24 protein-coding genes and 1 pseudogene are annotated in these 19671 nt (G+C 55.8%); 8 read left to right on the forward strand and 17 right to left on the reverse strand.

The genetic code is table 11. The annotated features are described in order from the left end of the window. Window positions 1-242: hypothetical protein (locus AC0TNJ_RS03265; RefSeq protein ID WP_473770209.1), on the forward strand; the 242-nt coding region annotated here is incomplete at its 5' end. A 518-nt stretch (window positions 243-760) separates the two neighbouring features. Beyond that, window positions 761-3025, forward strand: a complete 2265-nt coding sequence (locus tag AC0TNJ_RS03270) for an autotransporter outer membrane beta-barrel domain-containing protein (RefSeq protein WP_473770210.1) — start codon at window positions 761-763, stop codon at window positions 3023-3025. Window positions 3026-3139: 114 nt separating this feature from the next. Here the strand turns inward: AC0TNJ_RS03270 and AC0TNJ_RS03275 are convergent, their stop codons facing one another. Both AC0TNJ_RS03275 and AC0TNJ_RS03280 read right to left on the reverse strand, forming a co-directional pair. Then, window positions 3140-4717 (reverse strand): ABC transporter substrate-binding protein, encoded by a 1578-nt coding sequence (locus AC0TNJ_RS03275; protein ID WP_473770211.1) that lies wholly within the window; start codon window positions 4715-4717, stop codon window positions 3140-3142. An 83-nt stretch (window positions 4718-4800) separates the two neighbouring features. After that, window positions 4801-5379, reverse strand: coding sequence for a MarR family winged helix-turn-helix transcriptional regulator (locus tag AC0TNJ_RS03280; RefSeq protein ID WP_473770212.1), 579 nt, complete (start codon window positions 5377-5379; stop codon window positions 4801-4803). Between the two features lie 192 nt (window positions 5380-5571). Between AC0TNJ_RS03280 and AC0TNJ_RS03285 the strand changes: the two genes are divergently transcribed. The 4 genes from AC0TNJ_RS03285 (at window position 5572) to AC0TNJ_RS03300 (ending at window position 10056) form a co-directional block, all read left to right on the forward strand. Beyond that, window positions 5572-6273 carry a creatininase family protein gene (locus AC0TNJ_RS03285; RefSeq protein ID WP_473770213.1) on the forward strand — a complete coding sequence of 234 codons (702 nt, stop codon included), beginning with the start codon at window positions 5572-5574 and terminating at the stop codon, window positions 6271-6273. A gap of 213 nt (window positions 6274-6486) precedes the next feature. Next, on the forward strand, window positions 6487-7458 hold the full coding sequence (locus AC0TNJ_RS03290; protein WP_473770214.1) for an ABC transporter permease: 972 nt from the start codon (window positions 6487-6489) through the stop codon (window positions 7456-7458). Between the two features lies 1 nt (window position 7459). Then, window positions 7460-8374 (forward strand): ABC transporter permease, encoded by a 915-nt coding sequence (locus AC0TNJ_RS03295; protein ID WP_473770215.1) that lies wholly within the window; start codon window positions 7460-7462, stop codon window positions 8372-8374. After that, entirely contained in the window at window positions 8371-10056 is a 1686-nt protein-coding gene (locus AC0TNJ_RS03300; RefSeq protein WP_473770216.1) for a dipeptide ABC transporter ATP-binding protein, read from the forward strand. The genes AC0TNJ_RS03295 and AC0TNJ_RS03300 overlap by 4 nt, the downstream gene beginning before the upstream one ends. A 21-nt stretch (window positions 10057-10077) precedes the next feature. On the opposite strand, the gene AC0TNJ_RS03305 is transcribed toward AC0TNJ_RS03300, so the two are convergent. From AC0TNJ_RS03305 to AC0TNJ_RS03370, 14 genes and pseudogenes are all read right to left on the reverse strand, one after another. Then, window positions 10078-11478: a M20 family metallopeptidase gene (locus tag AC0TNJ_RS03305; RefSeq protein ID WP_473770217.1), complete on the reverse strand. Its 1401-nt coding sequence runs from the start codon at window positions 11476-11478 to the stop codon at window positions 10078-10080. Between the two features lie 736 nt (window positions 11479-12214). Beyond that, window positions 12215-12583, reverse strand: a complete 369-nt coding sequence (locus AC0TNJ_RS03310; protein WP_122000811.1) for a transcriptional regulator — start codon at window positions 12581-12583, stop codon at window positions 12215-12217. Window positions 12584-12715: 132 nt separating this feature from the next. After that, on the reverse strand, window positions 12716-13219 hold the full coding sequence (locus AC0TNJ_RS03315; RefSeq protein ID WP_473770218.1) for an RNA polymerase sigma factor: 504 nt from the start codon (window positions 13217-13219) through the stop codon (window positions 12716-12718). Between the two features lie 68 nt (window positions 13220-13287). Further along, window positions 13288-13470, reverse strand: a complete 183-nt coding sequence (locus AC0TNJ_RS03320) for a hypothetical protein (protein ID WP_473770219.1) — start codon at window positions 13468-13470, stop codon at window positions 13288-13290. A 116-nt stretch (window positions 13471-13586) separates the two neighbouring features. Continuing rightward, window positions 13587-14216: a UdgX family uracil-DNA binding protein gene (locus AC0TNJ_RS03325; RefSeq protein ID WP_473770220.1), complete on the reverse strand. Its 630-nt coding sequence runs from the start codon at window positions 14214-14216 to the stop codon at window positions 13587-13589. Beyond that, window positions 14213-14428, reverse strand: a complete 216-nt coding sequence (locus tag AC0TNJ_RS03330; protein ID WP_473766977.1) for a hypothetical protein — start codon at window positions 14426-14428, stop codon at window positions 14213-14215. The genes AC0TNJ_RS03325 and AC0TNJ_RS03330 overlap by 4 nt, the downstream gene beginning before the upstream one ends. A gap of 12 nt (window positions 14429-14440) precedes the next feature. After that, window positions 14441-15046 (reverse strand): hypothetical protein, encoded by a 606-nt coding sequence (locus tag AC0TNJ_RS03335; RefSeq protein ID WP_122000806.1) that lies wholly within the window; start codon window positions 15044-15046, stop codon window positions 14441-14443. A 38-nt stretch (window positions 15047-15084) separates the two neighbouring features. Then, window positions 15085-15402 carry a PepSY domain-containing protein gene (locus tag AC0TNJ_RS03340; protein ID WP_473770221.1) on the reverse strand — a complete coding sequence of 106 codons (318 nt, stop codon included), beginning with the start codon at window positions 15400-15402 and terminating at the stop codon, window positions 15085-15087. 80 nt (window positions 15403-15482) lie between these two features. After that, complete coding sequence (locus tag AC0TNJ_RS03345) at window positions 15483-16211, reverse strand: alpha/beta hydrolase family protein (protein WP_473770222.1); 729 nt, start codon at window positions 16209-16211, stop codon at window positions 15483-15485. Continuing rightward, window positions 16201-17238, reverse strand: a pseudogene (locus tag AC0TNJ_RS03350) (DUF3182 family protein); the annotation flags it as partial. The pseudogene AC0TNJ_RS03350 and the gene AC0TNJ_RS03345, both read right to left, overlap by 11 nt. Window positions 17239-17317: 79 nt before the next feature. Then, the gene (locus tag AC0TNJ_RS03355) at window positions 17318-17821 is read right to left on the reverse strand and encodes a YciE/YciF ferroxidase family protein (protein ID WP_121980902.1); all 504 of its coding nucleotides are present in this window, start codon (window positions 17819-17821) and stop codon (window positions 17318-17320) included. 118 nt (window positions 17822-17939) lie between these two features. Next, window positions 17940-18080: a hypothetical protein gene (locus tag AC0TNJ_RS03360; RefSeq protein WP_473770223.1), complete on the reverse strand. Its 141-nt coding sequence runs from the start codon at window positions 18078-18080 to the stop codon at window positions 17940-17942. 21 nt (window positions 18081-18101) lie between these two features. After that, the gene (locus tag AC0TNJ_RS03365) at window positions 18102-18290 is read right to left on the reverse strand and encodes a DUF3008 family protein (RefSeq protein ID WP_006471823.1); all 189 of its coding nucleotides are present in this window, start codon (window positions 18288-18290) and stop codon (window positions 18102-18104) included. Window positions 18291-18308: 18 nt separating this feature from the next. After that, window positions 18309-18578 carry a hypothetical protein gene (locus AC0TNJ_RS03370; RefSeq protein WP_122000802.1) on the reverse strand — a complete coding sequence of 90 codons (270 nt, stop codon included), beginning with the start codon at window positions 18576-18578 and terminating at the stop codon, window positions 18309-18311. A 166-nt stretch (window positions 18579-18744) separates the two neighbouring features. On the opposite strand from AC0TNJ_RS03370, the gene AC0TNJ_RS03375 reads away from it, so the two are divergent. Continuing rightward, on the forward strand, window positions 18745-19032 hold the full coding sequence (locus AC0TNJ_RS03375; protein WP_473770224.1) for a DUF3175 domain-containing protein: 288 nt from the start codon (window positions 18745-18747) through the stop codon (window positions 19030-19032). Window positions 19033-19070: 38 nt separating this feature from the next. Continuing rightward, the gene (locus AC0TNJ_RS03380; protein ID WP_473770225.1) at window positions 19071-19319 is read left to right on the forward strand and encodes a chitin-binding protein; all 249 of its coding nucleotides are present in this window, start codon (window positions 19071-19073) and stop codon (window positions 19317-19319) included. Window positions 19320-19346: 27 nt separating this feature from the next. Here the strand turns inward: AC0TNJ_RS03380 and AC0TNJ_RS03385 are convergent, their stop codons facing one another. Beyond that, the gene (locus AC0TNJ_RS03385; protein WP_473770226.1) at window positions 19347-19559 is read right to left on the reverse strand and encodes a hypothetical protein; all 213 of its coding nucleotides are present in this window, start codon (window positions 19557-19559) and stop codon (window positions 19347-19349) included. Between the last annotated feature and the right edge of the window lie 112 nt (window positions 19560-19671).

The raw sequence follows: 19671 nt of genomic DNA on the forward strand, positions 1-19671 counted from the left end.
GCCGCCGCACAGAACATCAAGAAGATCGCCATGGTCCTGACAAAGACGCCAAAGGCAGCCAGCGCATGAGCGGCTGCAGCCGTTTGCAACGCCTCGCCAGTGCAGGCACAAAACGCGACCCCTCCCAAAAACAAAACCCGCCGAAAAATATCGACGGGTTTGTCAGCGGTCTGGGCCCCGGTAACAACCGGGGCTTTCTTGCTGGAGCAAACCGGAACGTTCTGCCAGCGGCTGATATGTGATAGCTGCAAAAACCGGGCTGAAGTGGCCCGCATCGGTTTGTTGCGGTGAATGCATCCAACAGTCGGCCAATATGTTAACTGTCTGCATGCTTGGCGGAATCTGGCCTGAATGAAGCGGGAATCGATAAAATTGTTCTTTTGAGAGAAAAGGCTAAAGCGCCGATTGGATCCGATCAACCGCGCTCGGATGGTTGTCTATTATTCCAAAAGGGAGCATAAACAGGCGATTTGTATTAAAGTAATTAATGATTTAATTATTAATAGTATACTGAAATTACTATATTTTTTACTTTACTTTGCTTCGTGATTTTGACATATATATATTATTTTAGTTTCGAGGTGGATTTTTATTTTCCAAATTTTCGTGTTATTGATCGCCTCATTAGAGATATGGGTATCAATATTAGTATATTATTGGACAATCTATAATTAATCATTTCTCTTGAAACGAAGGTTAAGTTCTCTCTTATCATTTAAGGAAGATGAGAGAAATTTCTCAAGAAGGGTATATAATAGTTATGCATGTTTACAATCATCGTCATTCTCTGATCGCAATCGCTGCGGCACTTTTGCTCTGCTCCACGAGTTCAGCCGTGCTGGCGCGCGATCTTTCCAGAGGCAGTGCTGACGTCGAGCCGGGAGATCCGGTTGAAAACTGGATTTTGACCAACGGTGCGACCTTGAATGTGCATCCAGGCGGCGAAACTGACAGAATTCATGCCAATGCGTCGACGGTCAACATTGATGGTGGTATAGTTGACACTGAAGGCGGCGTTCATGGCGGGGTAGATCTCGAAAATGGAAGTACCGCTAATATTTCTGGTGCGAGGATTTCCTCTATCGGTGGCTTAGGGACTGTGTCAGCCTGGCACGGGTCTGTCGCCAATATCGCCAACAGCAATATTTTCAACAGCACTGCGAACGCCGTCTACGTTACTTACGGAACCGTGAATCTTTCAAGCTCCACCGCGCAGGGGACGTCCAACCCTGGTGTGGTGTTCACGAACGGCAAATTGAATGTCACAGATAAGAGCAGCCTTAAGGGCACTCAAGGTCTTTGGATTTTAACAGATCTACGTAATCGCGACCCTCTCGATATTGGGCGGAAGGCCGTTATCGATAATTCTACGGTTCAGGGGCAAGACGGCAGCGCAATTTTAGTGGAATCTCGCTATATACGTTCCAACACCAGTGCTGACATTCTGGTCGCCAATGGGTCTAAGCTGCTTTCCAGCAACGGGATTGCGCTGGAGGTAATAGGAGGCCGATGGTCAGACGGGACTCTTCTTCATTCTACTGTCAATTTCACGGTAGACAATAGCGCCATCGATGGCGATGTCGTTGTTGATGAACTTAGTACTGCGGACGTTACCCTTCGCAATAATGCGAGCCTGAAGGGGAAACTGTCGGGTGTCGGCAACCTGACGCTGAATTCGGGTGGAACCTGGAAGATGGTTGCCGACGGCGGCGTGACCAATCTTGCCATGAATGGCGGCGTGGTGGAAATCAGCGACGGGTCGGGCGACGCATTCCACACACTGACTGTCGGTACGCTGTCAGGTACAGGCACTTTTGCGGCGGGCACCCATCTCGGCGTAGCTGAGGGCGACAAGCTCGTCGTCACTGAGGCGGGCGGTGCGAATGGTGATTTCACGTTGCGTATCACGAACAGTGGCGCGGAGCCGACAGTGGAAAATGCGCTGACCGTGGTCGAAACCAATGGCGGCAATGCCAGGTTTGCCGTCGAAGGCGGCGCGGTTGATTTTGGAGCCTACAAATATTACTTGAACAAGGTCGGTGATAACTGGCAACTATGGGGAAAGAGGGGCGAGGGACCGGTTGATCCTGTCGATCCAGTGCGCCCGGCAGAGCTGTCAGAAAGTGCGAAGACGGTCATAAGCCTGGATGCCGCGGCGGCCAACATCTGGTATGCAGAAACCGGGACGCTGCGCCAACGCCTTGGTGACGTGCGCATGGGCAAGGGCGAAAATGGCCTTTGGGGGCGTTCCTATGGTCGTGATCTCAACGGCAATGGTGCAGGCGGCACCGATTTCGATCAGTCTGTCTGGGGTCTGCAAGCCGGTGCCGAACGCGAAGTCAATCTTGGGGGCTTGCCACTCATCCTTGGTGTCTTTGGTGGTTACTCGAATTCCACCGTTGATCTGGACGGCGGCTCCAAGGGCGAAGTCGATTCCGGCTATGGCGGTCTTTATGCAACGTGGCTCGGTAATGACGGGCTCTATGTGGACGGTCTTTTCAAAGTCAATCGCTTCGCCAACGATGCGCGCGTGGTGATGAGCGATGGCGCGGGCGCGCAAGGCGATTACAGCGCCACTGGCGTCGGTGGTCAGATCGAGATTGGCAAGACCTATGAACTTGCCTCCGGCTGGTATGCCGAACCATTCGCCCAGTTGTCGGCACTGCGCATCGGCTCGTTCGATTATACCCTCGATAACGACATGTCGGCGCATGGCAACGCCTATGGTTCGGTGCAGGGCCGCATCGGCGCCACCTTCGGCCGAAATCTCAAGCTGGATAATGGCGGTATTTTCCAGCCCTATGTTCGTGTGGCCGTGGCGCAGGAATTCGTGGACTCCAACAAGCTGCGGATCAATACGGTCGACTTCAACAACGCTTTCAACGGCACGCGCGGTGAAGTTGGCGTGGGGTTTGCCTACCAGCTGCGTGATGCGCTGAGTGTGCATGCCGACATGGATTTCTCCGGCGGCAAGGATATTTCCCGCAATTGGGGCGGCAATATCGGCGTAAGCTACAAGTTCTGAAACCTGGCTCCCAAAGCGGGAGCCAATTCCATCCGCGCGGCTCCGGCGGGGCGGGGCGATATGCCGAAGCGCGGAGACTTCCGGCGGCCCTTAAGCCGCCGGCAGAGATTGTTCCTATTTCGGCTTGACGTCCATCGCCAAAGTGTCTTCATCGGAGCGTGGCGTATAGGAAATCTTGTCCTTTTTCACGCCCCATGCCGACATGTTCACGGCAAGCGGCAGGTCCGGCCTGTCTGTCGAAACAAGCAGATTGGCCTTTTCAAGGAGAGCACCGCGCTTGGCCTCGTCCATTTCACTGCCAGCATCTTCAATCAGTTTGTCCATTTCCGGGTTGGAATATCCACGCGTGTTGAATGCGCCCAGTGATTTTTCCGGATCATTGGTATGCATCAGTGAAGAAAGCATGTAGTTGGATTCGCCCGTCAGCGTGCCCCAGGAGGCCATGTAAAGCGAATAATCTCCACGCGTCTTGGCCGGATTGAACACTGCCGCAGGAACGCCGCTGACATCGACCTGAACATTGATCGCGGCCAACAACTGGGCGATTGTCGGTCCCAGTTCCATCGGCATACGGTCATTGGCATAGTTCAGCGACACTTTGAAACCGTCAGGATAACCGGCATCTGTCATCAACTTGGCAGCCTTCTCGACGTCATATGCAGCCGAGGCGATATCCTTGTTGTAGCCGAAGATATTGGACGCCACCATTTGCGTCGGAACCGAGCCCATGCCTTCCAGCGCGACTTCCGTGATTGTCTGGCGATCAATGGCCAGATCGAATGCCTCACGCACGCGCGGGTCGAGGAACGGATTCTTTTCCAGTTTCTTGCCGGTCTTGTCCCAGACCATTGGCGTTTCCTTGCGGAAATCGAACTCCAGATAGGGAATATAGACGGACTCGTCCTTCACGACTTCCAGCTTCGGATCGGATTCCAATGCCGCAAGATCGGTCGAGGGGACCTTGGATATCAGGTCAACCTGCCCGGCCTTCAGCTGTGCGACGCGGGCGGCATCATTTGGAATTTCCTTGCGTACCACCTGGTCCCACGGCTGGACGCCACCCCAATAACCGTCGAACTTTTCCAGCACCAGATCCTGCGTGGGAGCCCATTTGACAAACTTGTAAGGGCCGGTGCCAATTGTAGCCTTGCCTGAATTGAAGCCGTCGGCAGCCGTTTCCTTGGTCGAATAATCTGCCGCAGCCTTGTGGGAAACAATAAACAGACGCACGAAATCATTTGGCAAAGTCGGCGCGGGTCCAACTGTGGTCACACGGACAGTCAGCGGATCAACCACTTCCACACCCTTCACCCGGCGAACATAAATGGTGGAAGGATTTGGCCCGGTGACATTGGGAATGCGCTCAATCGAGAACTTCACGTCCTCGGCGGTGAAATCCGAACCATCATGGAATTTGACACCTTCACGCAGCTTGAATTCCCACGTCGTCTCATCGACTGGTTTCCAGCTCACCGCCAGTGATGGCTCCACTTCAAGCTTGTTGCCTGATTTCAAAAGCGTGTCGAAGACATGCTTGGTCGCTTCGGCGTTCGCGGAGGTTGCCGTAAAATGCGGGTCCATCGAAGCTGGCCCGGATTTCGTCGCAATGACGAGATCGGCTGCCATCGCAGACAGCGGCATCATCAGTGTTGATGCCAGCAAGGCGGTGTTGAATATCGCGCGAATGGTCATCCTATTCCCCTTTTCTCATTGTATTGATCATCAGTAAAATCCGCGGCCAGCGGGCTTGCCCTTATCGGTCGGTACAGGCTTTCTCAGCTATCTTCGCCCTCGACCGCTTCAAAATCGGCAGCGAGCTGTTGCGGCCAGTTTTCAGAGGCCACCACCAGCTTGGTCAGAATTTCGGACAGGTTTAAACGTTCGGCGGGCGAAAGGCATTCGAGCATGATCCGCTCGTGATCCATCATCCGGCCCTCGACAGCTTCAACGGCGGAGCGCCCTTTTTCTGTCAGCCTTAATGCAACGCGGCGCTGATCAATGGGGTCGAGATCGCGGCTGATCATACCCAGCGTGTCCAGCTTGTTCACGGCGCGGCTCAACGTATTTTTCGGAAAGCCGGACGAGCGCACGACTTCGGTCAGGGTCAGTTCGTCGCTCAAGTAGAGCGACCAGAGCACAACAAACTCCGGTCGCAACAGGCCGAGCTGCTGCTGGATCAATCCGTAGACAGGATTGTTGAACCGCAACGCCAGATAGTTCAATCGGAAGGAAAGCCAGCACGGATTTCGCCAAAGCTTGGGATAAAGGGGGTCGCCTTCCGAAAGACTCGACAGCCCCGGTTCCTCCCTCCCGGCGCGCCCTTCATAAAGGGCTGTACGCAACAGATCGTCCATCGGCAAATCCTCGAAGATTTTCCAATTAGTACTATTTGGAACGATATTTAAAAATAATCTTGCGTCAACTCTATTTTTTTGTTCCTAATGGAACCGAATTAAAAATTAAAATATGGGGACGCCGTCGTACAGCCCTCTTCGCGAGGGGTAAGCGCGCACTGGTTGCCAATCGGAAAATTGCAGGAGACGAAAATGCGTATTCAGGACATGCATTGGTCGCAGGTCGAAGCACGTGTGAAGGAGGATGATCGCTGTGTGATCCCGATCGGGTCCGTCGAGCAACACGCCTATCTGAGCCTTGCGACTGATATGATTCTGGCTGAACGGGTCGCCGTGGAGGCAGCCGAACCAACAGGCGTGCCGGTGTTTCCTTGCCTGCCCTATGGGATGGCCTCCGGCTTCGCTGATTTCCCCGGTACAATTACGTTGACGCTACGGACCTACATCAATGTGATCGAGGATATTCTGAACAGCGCTTACCATGCAGGTTTCCGCCGCATCCTGATCGTTAATGGCCATGGCGGCAATACGCCGATCAACCCGCTCCTCTCGGAATGGATGAACAGCCATCGGGATAGTTCGGTCAAGCTTCATGACTGGTGGCGCGCACCGAAAACCATGGCAAAAGTGTTGGAGATAGACCCTGCCGCCAGCCATGCCAGCTGGATGGAAAACTTTCCGTGGACCCGTCTGGAAGGTGCGCCGGTCCCCAATTTCAAGAAGGAGCGCATCGATTTTGCCGCGTCCGCACGGGTCGATGCAGGCAGAAAGCGCGAGCGTATTGCCGAGGGCAACTATCACGGCGTCTTTCAGCGGCCCGATCAGGACATGATGGAAATCTGGAAAGTGGCTGTTGAGGAAACCCGCCACGAGATCGAGCATGACTGGCATTAGGGCGCCATACGTCCATCTGGGTGCACGAATGTCGTTCCAGTTTTAAACCCACGCATCGGCTTTCCAAAATCGATCCCGATTTTGAGCCGGTGCGACAGATCGGTTCCGGTCACCACGAAATCGCCGGAACCGGTCTGACTATTTGTTCTCGCATTATCCTACGCAAAACCGCTTCGCACTTTTGCGGGAAATGCTCTAACCAGAGAAAAGCCAATGGCCTCATTCATTCTGCGCAGGTCAGGACAGGCGCTCATCGTCCTGGTAGTCATGTCCCTTCTCGTGTTCATTGGCGTTTACGTCATCGGCAATCCCATTGACGTGCTTATCTCGCCGGATGTGACGCAGGAAATCCGCCAGCGGGTTATCGAGGAATATGGTCTCAATCAACCGCTCTGGAAACAATATGCCGACTTCGTCGCCAAGACCGTCAGCGGAGATTTCGGCAGATCATTCGTGTTCAACATGCCGGTCAGCGAATTGATTGCCCAGCGGCTACCCGCCACGCTGGAACTTGCCGTTATCGCCGTTTTGCTGGCCTCCCTGATCGGCATTCCTTTAGGCGTTTATGCTGGCTACAAACCGGACGGCATTGTTTCAAAGCTGATCATGGCCGGCTCGATACTCGGCTTTTCCGTGCCCACCTTCTGGATCGGATTGATGCTGATCATGGTGTTTGCGGTTCAGCTCGGTCTGCTGCCCGCTGGCGGCCGGGGAGCGACCGCCGATATTTTCGGAATTCCGTTTTCGTTTCTGACCCGGGATGGCTGGTCGCATCTCCTGCTGCCGGTTTTCAATCTGGCATTGTTCAAGATGGCGATGATGTGCCGCCTGGCAGCAGCGGGCACCCGTGAAATCATGACCACCGACACGATTAAATTTGCCCGCGCCGCGGGCATCCCTGAACATGTAATTCTACGCCGGCATGTCTTGAAACTGATCTCCATTCCGCTCGTTACGGTGTTCGGTCTGGAACTCGGCTCGACGCTTGCATTTGCTCTCGTCACGGAAACCATTTTCAATTGGCCGGGACTTGGAAAGCTCATCGTCGACTCCATCGCGTCGCTCGATCGCCCTGTCATGGTCGCCTATCTGATGATGGTCGCCATACTTTTTGTCGTCATCAACCTGTGCGTCGATCTGGCTTATGCAGCCCTTGATCCGCGACTGCGCCAGAAAGGTCGCTGAGATGACTGAAACACTATCAACTCAACCCATCGCTGCAACAGTCGGCACATCTCCTGTGAGGGAGTTCTGGCGGGCTTTTTCAAGAAACAAGGTGGCGGTTATCGCGCTGGCGGTGGTCACCATCATTGCATTGCTGGCCATATTCGCACCGTGGATTGCGCCGCAAGATCCCTACGACCTCAAGTCGCTGGTGCTGCGCGATGCGCGCCGTCCTCCGGGTTATGTGGGCGCTGGCGGCATGCACTATCTGCTCGGTTCGGACAGCCAGGGACGCGACCTGTTGTCCGCTATCATCTACGGCTTGCGCATATCGCTCGAAATGGGGCTGATCGCAGGCGCTATCGCCTTCAGCCTCGGCGCGGTTGTCGGCTGCTTTGCTGCCTATCTTGGCGGAAGGACAGAGACGTTCATCATGCGTCTTGTCGATGTGCAATTGTCGTTTCCCGCGATCCTTTTGGCTTTCGTGGTTGCGGCTGTGCTCGGGCAGGGGAAATGGCAGCTTATTCTGGCCCTCGTCTTCGCCCAATATGCCTATTTCGTGCGCACTGCACACGGCGCTGCCTCTGCGGAACGGCAGAAGGATTACGTGCAGGCCGCGCTTTCGGTGCCAATGAGCGGCTGGCACGTGGTGACAAGACATATCCTGCCCAACTCCCTGCCGCCGCTTATTGTCGTAGCGACTGTGCAGGTCGCGTCAGCCATCTCGCTTGAAGCAACGCTCTCGTTTCTCGGCGTTGGCCTTCCTCCGACGGAACCATCCCTGGGCATGCTGATCGCCAACGGCTTCCAATATCTTCTGTCTGGCCGCTACTGGATTTCCATTTATCCGGGCGTTGCACTAATCGTTCTGATCATGGCCATCAATCTCATGGGCGACCAGATCAGGGATATATTGAACCCGAGGTTGCGCAAATGACCGCTCTGTTACATGTCGATAACCTGCGAACCTATTTCGAGACCGACCGCGGCATAGTGAAATCCGTCGATGGCATTTCGTTCGAGCTAGGCAGGGGCGAGATCCTCGGCCTGGTGGGAGAATCCGGTTCCGGCAAGTCGATCACCGGCTTCTCGCTTATCGGACTGATCGACAAGCCGGGCAAAATTCAATCCGGCAGCTCCATCCGGTTTGAAGGCAAGGAACTGGTCGGACTGCCGGAAAGCCAGTTGCGCCGCTTGCGTGGTCGGGAAATCTCGATGGTCTTTCAAGACCCGATGATGACCCTCAATCCGGTTCTCAAGGTGATTGACCAGATCGCTATGGCGATCCGTGCCCATGAAAAGGCCTCGGATACAGAAGTGCGCCGCAGAGCCGTTGAAGCACTGGCCCGCGTGCGCATCGTTGAGCCGGAAAAGAAGGTCGATCAGTATCCGCACGAATTTTCTGGCGGTATGCGTCAGCGAGTGGCGATTGCCATCGCTTTGCTTCACAATCCGAAACTGGTCATCGCAGACGAACCGACGACAGCGCTCGACGTGTCTGTACAGGCTGAAATCCTGAAAGAGGTTAAGGCGCTCGTTGCCGAACTCGGTATTTCGATGATCTGGATCAGCCACGATCTCGCGACAATTGCCTCGATTTCGCAAAAGATAGCCGTCATGCGGCTTGGCAAGATCGTCGAGAAAGGGAATGTTGCCGATGTTCTGGGATCACCCCAACATCCTTACACAAAGGGACTGCTGGACGCCCTGCCGTCGCGAAAGCAACCCGGAGAGCTCCTGACCTCAAACGCAACCGAGAGCGTTGGGCATTTTTCTGCCGCGCAAGCAAAGATCGACAAGCCGGCCGAACCCAATCCGAACTTCGTGACCGCCAAGGATGTCACAATGGTTTTCCAAAAGCCGGTCGGTTCGCTTGGCCGTTTCGCGCAGCGGCTCGGTCTGGCGAAACCGCCGCACGCGGTCCGTGCAGTCCAGTCGGCAAATCTAACGATTGCGCGCGGCGAAGTGCTGGGTCTTGTCGGCGAATCCGGTTCGGGAAAGTCGACGCTGGGCCGCATCATTTGCGGCATCTCCACGCCCACAACTGGAAATGTTCAGGTAGATGGTCGCAAACTACGGGAGAATGAGCGCAAGATCGGGACGTCCGTCCAAATGATCTTTCAGGACCCCTTTGCCTCTCTCGATCCGCGCCGCACCATATTCCAGTCGGTTGCCGAGGGACCCATCGCCCACGGGTTTTGCACCAAGAAAGACGCACGAGATTACGTCAATGGCTGGCTGAAATCGGTTGCCTTCGATCCTTCCTTGGCCGACCGTTATCCTCACCAGTTCTCCGGCGGGCAACGACAGCGCATCGCCATAGCACGGGCGCTGGCAATGCAGCCGGAACTGATCGTTTGCGACGAACCCGTGGCTTCGCTTGACGTTTCGATTCAGGCGCAGGTTATCAACCTGCTGCTTGAACTGCGGAAAAGCCTCAACCTGACTTTGCTTTTCATCAGCCATGATCTGTCCGTGGTGCGCCATCTTTGCGACCGGGTTGTCGTCATGCACCACGGCAAGATTGTCGAGGAAGGCGCTGTTTCTGATATATTCGCCGCGCCACGGCAACCATATACGCGCATGCTGTTGGACGCGGTGCCCAAGCTTGCCTGGTGACAAGCACACCGGGTCCAATGACTACGTTGTTTGGAAACCATCTGGGCCGATACGGGCTGTGTCGGTGGCGGCTCCGATATCGAGAAACAGATCCGTCATGATTAGCATGCCCTGTCGCGCGATCGAAAGTAGCGCATGTTCGTTTGGTCCGTGCTGACAGCATTCGGCATAACTGTGCGGAACCCATATGGTGGGCAAACCAAGAATATCGGTAAACATGTCATTTGGCAGTGAGCCGGCCAGATTGGGTAAAATATGCGGCCGTTGTCCGATGCTTCGCGCAATTGAGCTGCAGACGAAAGTCACCCAGGGGTGATCGAGCGCGGAACGCGTCGCCTTGAATGCTTCGCCACGGCACGAGACATCTACCCTGTTGAAGCCGTGTGCATCCAGATGACGTCTAAGCGCAGGCACGATGTCGTCCATGTCCGTTCCGACCACGAAACGCAACTGGCCGACAGCTCGCGCCGTTGTTGAAATTGCCGATTGGGGTGCATCGATCGTTCCCGAAGACAGGGCAAGAACCGCGAAGGAATTCCAGCCAAAGACCCGTTCTGAAGGGGTCAGGGCTTCTTCGCCCCATTCGGGATCGTGCTGACGATAGGGTAGGTCTGCCAACGCAGCGCGTACCTCGTTCGACAGGCTGCCTGGACGCCACTCGGGAATTTTTATCTGGCCCCGGCTGTCCGTAATGCTTGCCAGAGCATGCGCCAGAATGATCCCGGGATCAGCCAGAAGCCCGCCAAAGTTGCCGGAATGATGATCCTCGTCTCGTAGCCGCACCGTCAAGTCGATATCAACCGCTCCCCGGGAACCCATGAAAACAGTTGGAATAGCAGGTGAAAGGCGCGGTCCATCGGAAGCGATCAATACATCTGCCGCGAGTTCGCCGCGCTTCATTTCAAGGAACTCTCGCAAGCCGGGAGAGCCGGTTTCCTCGCCCATTTCCAATATGAACTTGACATTGAATCCAAGCTTCCCCTTCGCCTTGAGCAGCAGGCCAAGGGCAGTGATGTTGATCAGATGCTGGATCTTGTTGTCAGCAGTGCCGCGCCCGTAGAGGCGGTCATCTTCCTGCACCAACTCAAATGGATGCAGGCCCGCGCGCCAGCGATGTGCTTCGCCGTTGCAGACATCCCCATGGCCGTAAACAAGGATGGTTGGCAGAGCCGCGTCCTCAAGATATCGGGCGATCATCAGCGGGGGACCGTCAGGCAGCGGATTATCGTAGACCGTCGTATCGAAGCCATAGCCTCGAAGCAGCGGGCTGATGTCGTCTGTCAGATAGGCGCGCAATGCATCTGGGGTGCCTTCGGATTGGCTGATGGAGCGGCGGGCCACCAGGCGCCCGAGGTCGCCTGCCAGTTGACCGCTTTCGACATAATTCAGGGCTTGGGCATGGTAGGCTTTTCGGGACGTCATAGGAGATACTCGGTGCTGGTAATAGGATTTGTAAGAACACAACAGGCTCGCCGGATCAATCCGGCGAAGCGAAAGCTTGTACTCAATCCCGCTCACAGAGGGGTGATATCGAAGCCGAACCATTTTTCAGAGAGTGCCTTATGGTGCCGAAACGCAATCGTCCTGGACATGGCGCGGCAATAAAAGGCGGTGCTCGATCAGCTGGAAGGTGTGTACCTACAATCGCTGAGGTCTCTTGGGGGAACCTTTCATCGACTTCGCAGCATCCGCCCGCAAACTGGAATCGATTTTTGGGCCGATGCACCAAACAGTCGAAGAAGACTTCTTTCTCCGAGTACGACGCAGGCTCTTTTTAGCGGTCTCTTACGCGCAAGATATGCGAAAAGGCCCCCGCGCGAGGGCGCAGGGGCGAATGGGTGCACAGATTAAAGGGAGGAAGCATCCGAGGGGAGGCGCTTCCCTGAAAATTAAACAAATGCAAATATTACTTTTTAGCCGACCTTAGAGCCAAATGTTCTTCGTTCTAACAATAGAAATAGAAAGCATCTTTTGTCATTGCAAATCAATCGCAACAAGTAGATGGAGAAAAGTTGGGACCATGAAATTTGCGATGGCAACGTCCTGACGAGAAGCCATGGTCTGTTGCAAACAGTCAGGCCATTTGCCACCTGGGATGCGGAAAGAAAGGTCGTTTTAACCCTTTGCTTTACCGAACCTTTTCTGATCTGGAAGAGCTCTATTGTTCCATAGTGCGGCGCAGGAACAATGCTTCGGCTATTGTAGAGAGGTCCTTGTGGCGGGCACTCAGCACGAATCCGGCAAAGCGCTGGCTATCCAGTCTTGGGTTCTCCGGCAGTGCGAATATAAAGGGTATGGCATCCAGTTCCAGTTGGGCGATGAGCGGGAGCACTGCGTCCGGCTCCAGCGCGACATCCATAACGACAGCGTCTACCGCCCCGGTTTCCAGATAATTCAGTGCCTGATTGGCAGTACTGACCGGGCCAAGCACTATAGCTCCGGCATTCACCAGTCTGGCGGCTGCTTCTTCCGATAGCAGAAACCCGTCTTCAAAAATCAGAATGCGCTTTCCCGAGAATAGACGCATAATATCATCACTTGACTTATTCATTAAAAACAGTTGGCCATGTCCAGGACCAAATGACAAGATGCCTCGTGCTGAATCCACATCACGAGCCACAGTGCGAGAGCGCGGGATACTGTGCCTGAACAACACTATCTAGGCTCCCTCCATGATATCGTGCAGTTTGTGACGAGCGCGGTGCAGACGGCTTTTCACCGTGCCTATCGAGCAATCGCAAAGCTCCGCGGTACGCTCATAGCTCTTCCCTTCCAACACCACCATCGCCAATACCCGGCGATATTTGTGGGGCAGGGTCGCCATGGCTGTCTGCACATCATGGGCTTCAAGGGTCAGTTCCTGCGATGCTTCGACCGAGGCTATTGGAGAGACACACTCGACGGCACCTGGTGCTTCGCGTTTCTGAATACGAATCCGGGTGCAGAATGTGTTGCGCATGATCGTAAAAAGCCACGATTTAAGCGGTGAATAGGGCGTATATTTTTCCCGGTTGGCCAGTGCCTTCATCAAGGTTTCCTGAACGAGATCTTCAGCATCTTCCTTCTGGCTGTAGAATGTGCGGGAAAAAGCGCGAAGAGCCGGTATCATCTCAACAAGCTGATCCGGCTGAAGCATGTAGTCGGAATCTGGGGTGAACGACATCGGTGTGGCCTTTCCGGATCAATGTCCGGGTTGAAAATGGGGCGGCACAAGGCCGCCCCTTTGGTAAGTTACGAATTCTTATGGCTCTGCTGGCCTGCCTTCACATGCTGTTCGTGGGTTCCGCCACGAGAAGATGACTGCTGCTTGTCGCCGCCTCCGCTACTTGCTTGCTTGCCGTCGTTCTTGTGGCTCTGCTGGCCGGCCTTCACGTGTTGTTCGTGTGTGCCACCTTGCGTGTGATTCTGTGCCATTCTCTTTCCTTTCAGTGGTTCCAAACCAATGATTTTGGGAGTTGAGTTTGTCGCGCGTGACATAAACCTAACCTTGGGGCCTGAAGGATGTTCCAAGAAAAATCCTGTAATAAACTTCACGTTTGGGAGGAGCGCCCGAACTCAGCAACTTCAGCGAGGTCCTTCAGGAATATCGCCCGTTCGCGGTCAAAACCGCTTCTGCCGCGTAAACGCAGCAGATAGGATGGGTGGATGGTCACAAAGATGCGACGGTTTTCGTGCTGCATGGGACGACCGCGCGCGGCTGCGATCTTGACGGGCTTGCCAAAAACGGCGCGTGCGGCGACTGCGCCCAGCGCCACGATGATATGCGGTGACACAAGTTCAATTTCCTGCTCAAGCCACCAGCGACAGGCTTCTATGTGGCTGGTCGACGGGCGCTGGTGGAGGCGTCTTTTGCCACGCTGGATGTGGCGAAAATGTTTGACCGCGTTGGTAATGTAGCACCGCTCGCGCTGGATGCCGACTTCGGCGAGGCAGGCGTCAAAAACCTGGCCCGCGGGACCGATCAATGGTCGCCCGCCGATATCCTCCTTGTCGCCCGGCTGTTCGGCGATGAAGAAAATTCGCGCCCCGACAGGGCCTTCGCCGAAGACCGTCTGTGTCGCATCCTTGTAGAGCTCGCAACGCCGACAAGTCCGCGCTTCGGCGCAGACTTGCTCAAGGTCAGGCGGGTGATGTGTCGTTGCCGGGGCCGGGATCGTCATTGCCGCCCCGTGGCGGAAGGCGGCGGTTGCGATTCCGTGGATGCCGGTGGTTTGCTGTTGTCATCCATGAAACCACGTCCTGGACGCATCTTTCCGTAAAATTCCACCACGCCCCAGACAATCATTGCCAGCAACAGGCTCGAAAGGAGGATCGTCAGGATACGCCGTCCATTCAAACCCTGACGAGCCCTGCGCGGATCTACCTCTTTCATCGGACGCTCCGCCTAGCCCCAGCGCTGACGTTCGCGTTCGATCTCGTCCGCCGTGTAGGGCGCGGCTGACGCATTGAAATTCTCCCATCCCTCTTCGAGATAAGCGTCTCGTCTCTGGCCTATATTGACGCGGCCCCAGTCTTCCAGAATGGCTTCGACCTTCCCGCGCTCGGCTTCATCGCAACGAACCGCGACCAGAGTGCTGCCTCGGCGAACGGCTTCGCTGTAAGCCTGCGCTTCTTCTTCGGGTACGCCGGTGTCGACGAGAGCCCCAACGATACCGCCCGTAACGCCGCCAGCTGTGGCGCCGCCGACCAGCCCGACCAGTGTCGCGGTGAGCCAGCCGCCCGCCACGACCGGGCCGACGCCCGGAATAGACAGGAGACCCAGTCCCGTCAGCAGTCCGGCACCGCCGCCCGCGACCGCGCCGATACCAGCACCGGTTTCGACGCCGGTAACGGCGCCATCGTCGCCTTTCAGCGCATCGCCAGCATATCGGCCGTCTGTGTTGTTCGAAATCAGGCTGATATTTTCAGAAGAAATTCCCGCTTCCTCGAGGGCACGGACAGCATCGGCCGCTTCATCATAGTTGTCGAATAGACCTGTGATATAAGCCATTTTCATCTCCTTTAATTCGTTTGCCGGTTACAGCCGGGTCACTGCGTGGTGATGTTTCCCTGGAAATCGAAAAGAACCTTGACGGGCTGGCCGTTGCGCGCAGCGTCGGCGCGCCAGACGCCGTCCTCACCGAGCTGAAGGTGCATGATGTTGGTGTAGCCTTCTTCGGTAAGGCGGTCCTTCACCTGATCTTCGGTAAAGCTGTTCTGCCCCGGCACGGGCGCCTTCGGGTTTTTCTCTCCGGGTGTCGTAACAGCGGGCGTTTGCGGCTCTGCGGAAGGGGCGGTTTGGGCAAACGCTGCCGGCGTGACCAGCAGGAAAAACGCGCCTGCGACATATCGAATAGACTGTTTCATCGGTGGCTCCCTTGTTTCTGAGAGACTGTCCCAACCAACGAGCTTGATGAATGTTCCCTCGGGAATGTTACCGTGGAAATTCAACGGGCACCGAGAACCATTTCCCTGATCCAGCGGGTCAGGAGCTGGTTGTAGGTTTTTTGATGGCGCTCTTCGGAGAGTGCATGGTCAGCGCCGTCCAACATCCGAACGGTCAGCGAACGGGCATTGATGAAGGCGGTTTGATAGCTCGCTACTGTCGGGTGCGGGACGATGACGTCATGCTCGGACTCGACCAGCAGCACATCGCCGCGAAATTCCCGCGCCTGCCGCAAGGCCCGGTTGTCGTCATAACTAACCAGTGCCGAGCGATAGGATTGCAGGTCCCTGCGATCGAGCCTTGCCTTGGGAACCTGCCAGAGTTCGTCACGATAAAGGGCGGGAGCTCTGAGCGCCAGCCAGCGGACGGGACGAAACTCGGTCAGCAATGTCGCGAGATATCCGCCGTAACTGCTGCCTACGACGACAATCGAGTCGTCCTCAACCATTTTGAGGCTGGCCAGACTGTCATAGGCCGCGATTGCGTCATCCAGGTTTTCACCGCGCGTTACTGTTTTATTGCTGGAGAGTAAATCCCCGTGGCCGCGCATATCGAAGGTGAGGCAGACGCAGCCGAGGGCAGATATTGCATTCGCCCTCTCGATATCGCGTTTCTGGCTGCCGGCCCAGCCATGAAGAAAGAGAACGCCGGGAATGGTGGTGTCTGGAGAGATTACAGTTGCGGCCAGTTCATACTGGTCGACACTGACGGCGGTATCGTTACGGATCATGATAGATTTTCTCGATTCTCGCATATTTATGCAGGGGCTGCCCGAGATCATCCCCACCGGAATAAACGATGAAATCGTCCTCCCGGAATGTTGGTGCTTCGTCGCGGCTCTCGTGCAAAACGGCCTGCACGGCGATAACGGTTTCATCCTGCATCAGTTTTTCCATCGCCAGAAGTTCGGCGGGGGAAGCGCCCCCCACACGCCACGACTGTTCCAGTACTCCACAACGCACGCCGTTTTCGGTTATCGGCCCGACAAGAACGTCATAGTTCCGGCGTGAAGCAACGAGTCCAAGATGCTCCTGCGCAGCCTCGTCGTAGCGCCGGGCATTCTCCACGACCTTGCGTGCTGTTGGCGATTGCAGAAGTTGAAGGAGCGCATCCCAGTCGCCACGCACCACGCGCAAGCGGCTGCCGGCATAAAGCTCATTCCCGGCTTTGTCGCGGGACGTATACTGACGGCCTAGATAGGTTGCGATATGGTTTTCAAGCCGGATCTGTCCGACGGAATAGGTGGTGGAATTTTCCACATCCTCTTCCAGAACCAGTCCTTTCGCGATATCGCCCTCTGAAACCGCGGCCAGAAAACAGTCGAGCGAACGAACCGTGTCGATGACGTTTTGGCCTGCACCGCCGGACGCGAATGGGTTCTTGAAGCGCACTTTATGCTTCTTCAGCGAGGTAGTTGCCGCGTCGAGGGCGTGGCGGTGTGAAAACACCGAGAAGCCCGGTAGAACGCAATCCTGCAAACATGCCGCGAAATGCCCCGTCCATCCTTCCGGCAGGTTGTCGTGGTCGTGCCAGTGCGGATGGCTAACGAGCTTGGTTGCCATGAAACCGCGGTGGACAATGCCGCCATAGAAGCGGTCTACGGTCATTTCCGGGTTCCCGTCCTGCCGGACGAGGGCAAAGGTCGGGATGAAAAACGTTTCACCGTTTTCATCGAAGCTCTGCCGGGTGGGGAGTAATTGTCGATCCGTCAGGGTACAGAGACGCGTAGCCAGCGCTTCCGCGCTGGCTACGGTATGGGGGCTGTCCGAAGCCCCTAGACGACGCGAATTGTCCGCATGGGATCATGACCTCGCTGCAGACCTTGAAGGTCTCTCGTCAAGCCGCTTCCGCACGGAGATTGGCGGAGGACTCGGCAAGTTTCGTGAGGTCCTTGTCCGTCTGGCCTTCTTCCTGCAAGGTCTGGTCGAGGATTTTCGCGACGTCCTTGTATCCAAGGGTTTCAGCCCAGCGTTTCAAGGTGCCATAACGGGTGATTTCATAGTGTTCCACGGCCTGGGCTGCGGATATGAGTCCTGCGTCCAGCGCCGGGCTGTTCGAAAATTCTTCGATGATTTCCTCGCCCTCGGCGATGATGCCTTCAATGGCATCGCAGGTCTTGCCCTGCGCACGCTTGCCGAGAATCTCGAAGCATTGCTGCAGGCGTTCCACATGACCTTCGGTTTGTTCGCGATGTTTTTCGAATGCGTTCTTCAGCTTTTCATCGGCAGCGGCACGCGACATTTTCGGAAGCGTTTTCAGAATCTTGCGCTCCGCATAATAAATGTCCTTGAGGGTATCGTAGAAAAGGTCTTCGAGATTGCGTTGCTTGGTGCTGGCCATTTCAGGCTCCTCCTATTGTTCCGAAACTGTCCTTGTCGTGTGGCTGAAAATCCCCACGACGGCACATCTAACTCCGCAGCCCTCATTTTGTTTCGCACCTTGGACAAAAATCAAAACGTCAGGGCTGTGTGGGCGAGCCGACCGGTGGTGTGGGGCTGTCCGGTGATACATCTCCCTTGTCCGACGTGATGAACAAGCTGCCCAACCCGAGCAGCGCCACCACAAACATCACGACGGCAAGCCATTTCAGAGTAATCATCGTTACTTCCCGTCTGCGTTGTCAGGATTTGGATTTGTGCTCAGGCTTCCCTTTCTGCTTGGTGGAAGCCATTTTCTCCAACTCTTTTTCACTCATGGATTTGGCCATTTCCTTGGACGCTCCACGCAGTTCGCTTTTGGCCTTGTCTCCGCGCTTCGCGGCCAGAGCCGCGCCGGCAGCCTGTTGCTGCGCTTTGGATTTCGCAGGCATTTTCACCTCCTGTGGTAGTCAATTCTGTTCGGGTCCACGGCTTTCCCGCCGCAGTTCGCGCGCGCTGGGGTTAGCCAGATCATTCGGGCGCTCGCCGTTGGGGCTGTCGAAATCGAAGTTCCTTTGCGGGTCGTCCGGTTGCGGCTGGCGCGGGTTGCCCGGTGCGTTCGATTGCTCATGTGTCGGTCGCGCCTGATGGTCGCGTGGTTCGTGCTCGGACGGCTCGCCCGCTCCGACGCGATCCTTATCGAAAAAAGGATATTTGATGCTTGAGGCATCGTAGAACATCGCGGTTCCTCCAGTTGGATGCCATGACGGCTGAACAGGCTCTCGAACCGACTTGCGGGCTTTTTGTTCCGTCAAAGGTGACGAACCAGCCGACGTCGCGGACAGATGATAGGGAACATGGGCAGCCTTCGACAGTTATCGAAGCTCTGAAGAGAGGAGTTTTGATATGGCCCAGACAAAGAAATGGTCGGCTGACGTAACCGAACACAGCGACGCGCTGGATCTGGAGCCGCATGTGTTCGAACAGGACGATCCGAAGAAAATTGCAGCTTCCCTGAAGCGCTCAGCCGACAAGAGCCGTAAGCGCAAGGCAGAGCCGTTTCGCTCGGCTATGTCCATGCTGACTTTCTACATCAACCGCGCGGGCAAGAATCTGCCGGAAAAACGCAAGCATGTGCTGGAAGCAACCAAAGGCGAATTACGCAAGGCCTATGGCAAGCCGGATCACGCTTGATGTTAGCTACTGGCGCTACTGGCAAAGGGAGAATTCGAATGAAAATCCATCTTGATGAAAACCGCGAATGGTTGATGTTCGTTCTGTCCGGAAATCCCGAACCGCCGGAGATACCCGAAAAGGAGCCGGATGGTATTCCGGTCGATCCGCCGGAAACCATTCCGCAACCGGACAAGGGGCCATTCAGCCCCGATGAACCGGAGCAGGTCCCGCCGCTTCCCTTGCCCGAACATCCGTCCCCCGGCCCGGTCAGTCCGGACCAGCCGACAATGCACGCCTTGTGGTGAGGAAGCGACGGTTTCAGGTGTTTCACTTCACCCGTCGTCCCCTTTTCGTCCCGCGTGCTTCGGCTCGCTCAGCGCATCGGAAAGGTTCTTACGGTCGGGGTCAGACAGGTGATGCCCAGCGGCGTCGCGCTTTTTTGCCGGGTCGTCAACGGCAGGTTCATAGCCCCGCGGCCGGTTTTCCGGTGGGCCTTCCCATTTCGGTTTCTGGTCGGTGGTGCCTGCTTTCGGGTCGTGTTTCATCGGAGCCTCCGTTTGCTGAAACTGACGGCCCAACCGTTCAAACGCCGGATTGTTTCATTAGATGCAGCGTGTCGGAAGGCAAGCGGCGGGATTGGGCCGATAAGTTTTGGAA

It is taken from the genome of Ochrobactrum sp. PL_is483 (assembly GCF_055816855.1).

What these genes read in the sequence shown, in the direction of transcription:
- AC0TNJ_RS03330 (WP_473766977.1), bottom strand. Translation starts at nt 14,428, where the DNA reads ATGAAAGAGGTAGATCCGCGCAGGGCTCGTCAGGGTTTGAATGGACGG.
- AC0TNJ_RS03315 (WP_473770218.1), bottom strand. Translation starts at nt 13,219, where the DNA reads ATGTCGTTCACCCCAGATTCCGACTACATGCTTCAGCCGGATCAGCTT.
- AC0TNJ_RS03290 (WP_473770214.1), top strand. Translation starts at nt 6,487, where the DNA reads ATGGCCTCATTCATTCTGCGCAGGTCAGGACAGGCGCTCATCGTCCTG.
- AC0TNJ_RS03360 (WP_473770223.1), bottom strand. Translation starts at nt 18,080, where the DNA reads ATGATTACTCTGAAATGGCTTGCCGTCGTGATGTTTGTGGTGGCGCTG.
- AC0TNJ_RS03275 (WP_473770211.1), bottom strand. Translation starts at nt 4,717, where the DNA reads ATGACCATTCGCGCGATATTCAACACCGCCTTGCTGGCATCAACACTG.
- AC0TNJ_RS03285 (WP_473770213.1), top strand. Translation starts at nt 5,572, where the DNA reads ATGCGTATTCAGGACATGCATTGGTCGCAGGTCGAAGCACGTGTGAAG.
- AC0TNJ_RS03345 (WP_473770222.1), bottom strand. Translation starts at nt 16,211, where the DNA reads ATGATCCGTAACGATACCGCCGTCAGTGTCGACCAGTATGAACTGGCC.
- AC0TNJ_RS03375 (WP_473770224.1), top strand. Translation starts at nt 18,745, where the DNA reads ATGGCCCAGACAAAGAAATGGTCGGCTGACGTAACCGAACACAGCGAC.
- AC0TNJ_RS03355 (WP_121980902.1), bottom strand. Translation starts at nt 17,821, where the DNA reads ATGGCCAGCACCAAGCAACGCAATCTCGAAGACCTTTTCTACGATACC.
- AC0TNJ_RS03300 (WP_473770216.1), top strand. Translation starts at nt 8,371, where the DNA reads ATGACCGCTCTGTTACATGTCGATAACCTGCGAACCTATTTCGAGACC.
- AC0TNJ_RS03340 (WP_473770221.1), bottom strand. Translation starts at nt 15,402, where the DNA reads ATGAAACAGTCTATTCGATATGTCGCAGGCGCGTTTTTCCTGCTGGTC.
- AC0TNJ_RS03335 (WP_122000806.1), bottom strand. Translation starts at nt 15,046, where the DNA reads ATGGCTTATATCACAGGTCTATTCGACAACTATGATGAAGCGGCCGAT.
- AC0TNJ_RS03385 (WP_473770226.1), bottom strand. Translation starts at nt 19,559, where the DNA reads ATGAAACACGACCCGAAAGCAGGCACCACCGACCAGAAACCGAAATGG.
- AC0TNJ_RS03305 (WP_473770217.1), bottom strand. Translation starts at nt 11,478, where the DNA reads ATGACGTCCCGAAAAGCCTACCATGCCCAAGCCCTGAATTATGTCGAA.
- AC0TNJ_RS03295 (WP_473770215.1), top strand. Translation starts at nt 7,460, where the DNA reads ATGACTGAAACACTATCAACTCAACCCATCGCTGCAACAGTCGGCACA.
- AC0TNJ_RS03280 (WP_473770212.1), bottom strand. Translation starts at nt 5,379, where the DNA reads ATGGACGATCTGTTGCGTACAGCCCTTTATGAAGGGCGCGCCGGGAGG.
- AC0TNJ_RS03370 (WP_122000802.1), bottom strand. Translation starts at nt 18,578, where the DNA reads ATGTTCTACGATGCCTCAAGCATCAAATATCCTTTTTTCGATAAGGAT.
- AC0TNJ_RS03270 (WP_473770210.1), top strand. Translation starts at nt 761, where the DNA reads ATGCATGTTTACAATCATCGTCATTCTCTGATCGCAATCGCTGCGGCA.
- AC0TNJ_RS03320 (WP_473770219.1), bottom strand. Translation starts at nt 13,470, where the DNA reads ATGGCACAGAATCACACGCAAGGTGGCACACACGAACAACACGTGAAG.
- AC0TNJ_RS03380 (WP_473770225.1), top strand. Translation starts at nt 19,071, where the DNA reads ATGAAAATCCATCTTGATGAAAACCGCGAATGGTTGATGTTCGTTCTG.
- AC0TNJ_RS03325 (WP_473770220.1), bottom strand. Translation starts at nt 14,216, where the DNA reads ATGACGATCCCGGCCCCGGCAACGACACATCACCCGCCTGACCTTGAG.
- AC0TNJ_RS03310 (WP_122000811.1), bottom strand. Translation starts at nt 12,583, where the DNA reads ATGCGTCTATTCTCGGGAAAGCGCATTCTGATTTTTGAAGACGGGTTT.
- AC0TNJ_RS03365 (WP_006471823.1), bottom strand. Translation starts at nt 18,290, where the DNA reads ATGCCTGCGAAATCCAAAGCGCAGCAACAGGCTGCCGGCGCGGCTCTG.